The organism is Emticicia sp. (assembly GCF_043780375.1).
Classification (GTDB): domain Bacteria; phylum Bacteroidota; class Bacteroidia; order Cytophagales; family Spirosomataceae; genus Emticicia.
This window is the reverse complement of sequence record NZ_JAYWCU010000047.1, coordinates 1-4,456: the sequence shown is the minus strand read 5'-3', so window position 1 is coordinate 4,456 and position 4,456 is coordinate 1. Positions and strand designations below refer to the sequence as shown.

Annotated in this window: 6 protein-coding genes; all 6 read right to left on the bottom strand. The window is 36.6% G+C overall.

What is annotated here, in order from left to right; translation table 11 throughout:
- Positions 1 to 130: 130 nt before the first annotated feature.
- On the bottom strand, positions 131 to 1,726 hold the full coding sequence (locus ACH2CJ_RS03235) for an ISL3 family transposase (protein ID WP_394990681.1): 1,596 nt from the start codon (positions 1,724 to 1,726) through the stop codon (positions 131 to 133).
- Positions 1,701 to 1,940, bottom strand: coding sequence for a hypothetical protein (locus ACH2CJ_RS03230; protein WP_394990679.1), 240 nt, complete (start codon positions 1,938 to 1,940; stop codon positions 1,701 to 1,703). The genes ACH2CJ_RS03235 and ACH2CJ_RS03230 overlap by 26 nt, the downstream gene beginning before the upstream one ends.
- Positions 1,937 to 2,365 (bottom strand): hypothetical protein, encoded by a 429-nt coding sequence (locus tag ACH2CJ_RS03225; protein WP_394990678.1) that lies wholly within the window; start codon positions 2,363 to 2,365, stop codon positions 1,937 to 1,939. Before ACH2CJ_RS03225 ends, ACH2CJ_RS03230 begins: the two co-directional genes overlap by 4 nt.
- 4 nt (positions 2,366 to 2,369) lie before the next feature.
- Positions 2,370 to 2,513 carry a hypothetical protein gene (locus ACH2CJ_RS03220; protein ID WP_394990676.1) on the bottom strand — a complete coding sequence of 48 codons (144 nt, stop codon included), beginning with the start codon at positions 2,511 to 2,513 and terminating at the stop codon, positions 2,370 to 2,372.
- Positions 2,514 to 2,679: 166 nt separating this feature from the next.
- A complete protein-coding gene (locus ACH2CJ_RS03215) occupies positions 2,680 to 2,943 on the bottom strand; it encodes a hypothetical protein (RefSeq protein WP_394990675.1) in 264 nt (87 codons plus the stop codon).
- A complete protein-coding gene (locus ACH2CJ_RS03210; protein WP_394990674.1) occupies positions 2,943 to 4,346 on the bottom strand; it encodes a hypothetical protein in 1,404 nt (467 codons plus the stop codon). The genes ACH2CJ_RS03215 and ACH2CJ_RS03210 overlap by 1 nt, the downstream gene beginning before the upstream one ends.
- Between the last annotated feature and the right edge of the window lie 110 nt (positions 4,347 to 4,456).

Here is a 4,456-nt window from a genome sequence, read left to right as displayed (position 1 = left end):
TAATACACTAAAATTTCTTCCATCGGGCTGCATTTCAGATCATAAAAGTTTTCTTGAAGTTGGGTATAAATAACTTTTCACCAAAATTGACGAAGAACCAATAAGGTTCTTCGTCAATTTTGGTGAAAGCCTAACTTTGACTCGTAATTACCACTCGCTTCCTAAGCAGTTCAAAACTTGCTCGACCATACATTTGTCTCTTAATGTTTTTGAGCCTGTTGACCTGTCCTTCCACAGGTCCGTTACTCCAACTTGAAATAAAACCTTGATAAACAGCTTGAAAATCATTAAGAATTCCTTTAGCGAACCCTTTAATATTTTCATCATCATCATTGATGACTTCATCACACCATGCTGCCAATTTATCTCCTTCTTTTTCTTTCATAAGTCGCCTAAAATCTAAGATTACTTTTCGTACTTTGTTAATTATTGGATTGTCTTTCAATAATTTTTCCAAATATGCCTGTGGCCATTCTTCTGACCAGTCTTTACGGAAAGTACTTAACCAAATACTGAGTTGTTGTGAAGAATAATATTTTATTTTAACAGCTTTTGGTATTGGTTCAAAGTTAGTTTTGGGGTATTGTCTTACCAACTCATATACTATTTTGATGTCATTCTTGAAACCTTGCTCTTTTATCTCTTCAAAAAGGTTTTTTACGTTTTGCTCTCCTTGTTGCCAGCGTTTGATTAGATAATCTTCAAAATCAAGAATATTACTCTTTTTATGGCTTACTTTTGGAAGAAATGAAGTCCTATTCCAATACCTATTAATGGTATTTCTTGACATTTTAAGCATTTTTGCTATTTTGCGTTTACTTACCCCATCATGTTGTAAGGCCTTGGTTTTGAGGAAGTTATCATAGTATTTCCCTGTAATTGAAGTGTCTTTTTTTGAGATTACTGGTGGTACTGGTACTATATTTTCTGACTCATGTTGTTGTTGGCTCAACTCAACAGAAATATCCCTAAGACTTCCTCTCTGGGTATTCAAAAATCGTTCAAATCCCTCAGTTAAATTCTTGAGAATATGCCAACGGTCTGCAATCTGAATAATTTTATCACTTGCTTGTGTTATACCACTGGCATAGGTAGATGAGCGGTCCCGACTAACAGTTTCAACTGAAGAATGTGCTTTAAGCCAATTAGTCAAGGTTACGGCTTCTCTATCCGGTAATAAATCTATTACTTCATTCGTCTCTAAATCAACGATTATTGTACCATATTTCAACCTTTTTTTGAATGCCCAATCATCTACGCCAATTATTTTGGGCAATTTAATGGCTGGAATTGGACACTTAACTATCAATCTTAAAATTGTTGAAGCACTAATTTTTACAAAAGATAATTTACTGATTCTGTGTGCAACATTACCTCCTAATTCTAATCCCATTGATGATAATTGCTCATTTAGGCGTTCAAATCTTCTTCCATAAGAGTTGAGCTGGTGTTTGAATCGCTCAGTAAAAATTTTACGAATACAATTTATATTCTCACAAAAGAACTTTCTTACGTGAAGTTTTAACTGTACAATTTTACCTGAAACAGGTAAATCACCAATCGTTCTTATGTACTTACTATGTATTTTGGTTGTACAAAAAAGGCATAAAGGACAAAAACTGGAAATCTGATTACTTATTACATGGAAATCAACGTGAGTCGAATTATGGTCAAGGTTGAGAAGCGTAAAACTCAACTCATTAGGAATAAACAGGGTTTGATTCATCCATCAAAATTAAAACAAAAATACACCTTTCACCAAAATTGACGAAGAACCAGTTTCGCAGGAATATACAGTCTCCTGCCACCAATAAAGCTACTCTTGCATTTTCGGCTGTTTCATCTTTTTTGAAGCTATTGCCTGTACCAATTCGCCTTTTTGGTAGTATTTCTTTTATCCGACCAGCATCAGGTGAAACTACAATAAGTTGCTCTTTCATAAGTTTTTATTTTTAAGGTTAAGGTTTTTACGATACAATTTAGTTTTACAGGCTGGCGTACAATACTTTTCGCCGGGTCTTAGGGTTTTTCTTCGTTCTGTGTCATTTGGTTTTAGGTCATTTCCACAGTTTTTGCACGTTTCAGTATGGTTTTCTTCTTTTTCAACTCCCAGTTGTATCCCGGTGGGAGTTGTTTCAGCCACAACTTGTGTACTAATGGTGTTAATTGTGCTATTTTCAGCCAAAATCTGATTGACTTCTGCCGATATTCCGAGTACAAAATCAATCGAGCATTGCCATTTGTTTTCACTTATAAGTTCAGCCGCTTCACACTTTACTCGCTCTCCGTGTTGCCCTCGATGCTGGTTTATTATCCAACTTCGCCTGAGCTTTGCAACTGTCTGATGGTTTGGTGGTGGTAACATTGCATTAATCATTTAGTCTGAAATAGTCATTGGCAAAATTGGTTGCTTCATCGGTGGCTGGCTTCTCACCACGCTTTATTCGATTAAAATAATCTCGCAAGGCTTTTTCGTTGAGTGGTTCACCATGCACATTAAATTTTTCAGTCAATTCTTAGTATTGGCAGTTCATAAAATCTTGCTGAAATCTCATCCTATCAATTCTCGACCATCCGAGTTGCATTTTTTCATTGTATGCTTCTCGCCAAGTCTTGTTTTGGTCTTTTTCCATGCGTATTTAGGTCGTTTATTAGTCGTTTTTCATCTTAAAAAAAATATCAGTCAAACACCTGATACTTACCACTATATCTACCATTCTCGAAAGTGCCAAACTCTATTCCATCTTCGTAAAATATGGCTTTTTTTACGGTTGCTATTCTATAATTCAATAGCGTTTTTATAGCCCAAGCCATGTTTGGCAATTTTGTTCTACCTCTTATTGCTATTGGCAACTTATTAGACTGAGTAACAGAACCCTGCTCATGTATAATAAACATCTTAAAAGGAGAATGATATTGAATTTGTTGTGTTGAAAAGTTCATTAGAAATTATTAGAGTTAGATAACCATTGGTTGAAAATTGAAACATGAAACGAGCCGCATCTTTTGGCAATCATTGTTCGGTAATAGCTTGAAATCTGTAATCGAGTAGTGAGGTCTTTGCGGCCTCGTGGCGACTTCTCGAACGTTACACTGTACTTTGCTTTCTGTACATACTCATCTTTTTTGAAACCTTGTAGTTTGTGCTTATCGTCGATTTGCCACTGAAACACCTCGAAGAAAGTACCACGCTTGCCCAAATTCTGAAACGATTTAGAGAAATAGCATTTGGGGTGCAAAAAGCTCGTCCAGTTGTGCTTTTTGGCATAAGCAATGGCTTTATCGACCGCCAAAATGGCATCTGTGTACTTCTGACGGATTCGGTCAATGTCTTCGGTAGCATTTTGGAAGTTCCCGAAGACATCACGCATCACTAAATTTTTGATTTCTTGGTACTGAGCTTGCGACACAAAGAAGTTTTTGTTGAAATCGTTGCTCTGGTAAATGTGAACCAGGGCATAATCAGTAAACTTTTTGACCAACTCCCAAGCCTCTTGCTCGTTTTTTGAACGAGTGATTGATTGTGGGGCAACTTCCGAGGGTATTAGGCTCTCGTTGCCCCCAACGTTCTTTACTCCGTTGCTTTTGTTTTCGAGGTTTTTAACGACCTGTGCGAGTTTTCCACCGAGCAATGTGGATAAGTCGCCATCCGCCGCCAAATTTTCATTTTTTTGCGTAAAATCCTCTTTTATGTCTGTTTTCGATGAAAAACCACTTTCTCTGAAGCTTTTTCTTGAGTAAATATCACTTTCAATCGGTTGGAACTGTGGTGAAGTAGTCTTTGAAACCTCCCAAGTTACTTTCTCCACAGTTTCAACATCCGCATTATTGTTGTTATATATTTCTTGAGTTTCATAAGAACTTATAGGCGGTAAAAAAGGACTTAAAGAAAGGGCGAAGGCTGGGGTTTGGGTTTTGCTTTTCATCACGATATTTGGCAAAATTTCAGCCTCAGAAAGCCAAAAAAACGGATTCAGAAACAACCCAAAGTTATTCTGACGGCCATGTAGTTGCTTAGTTAACACTCCTGCTTCTATCAAAAATTTGATGTGATTGTAGGCTGTTTTTTCGGCACAACCTACCATTTTCGATAGCACTTTACGGTTCATGGGCATTTCTGGAATCTCTCCTTTGGTTTGCCAGTCTTTATTATTCTGATAGTCGTAAATGAAATTTCGGTAGGTATAAACGATACTTCTAAGGGCTGATTTGCGAGTAATACGAATCGTATTTGGCAAATCCTGAGTACCATCGAGCAATATATTGAGGTTGTTATGCGACTCAACAAAGGTTTTTAGCCTATTGTCTATTGCCTTGAATGATAACATTGTTAATTGACCGAGCATTTGAGTTTGAATTAATTTTGAAAATTAATTTAAGTAGCCCCGAATGTTGGATTTATAAGGGTTTTCAATATGTCTTTACCGTATTCTGAGCTACTTTGTACTCCACTGAG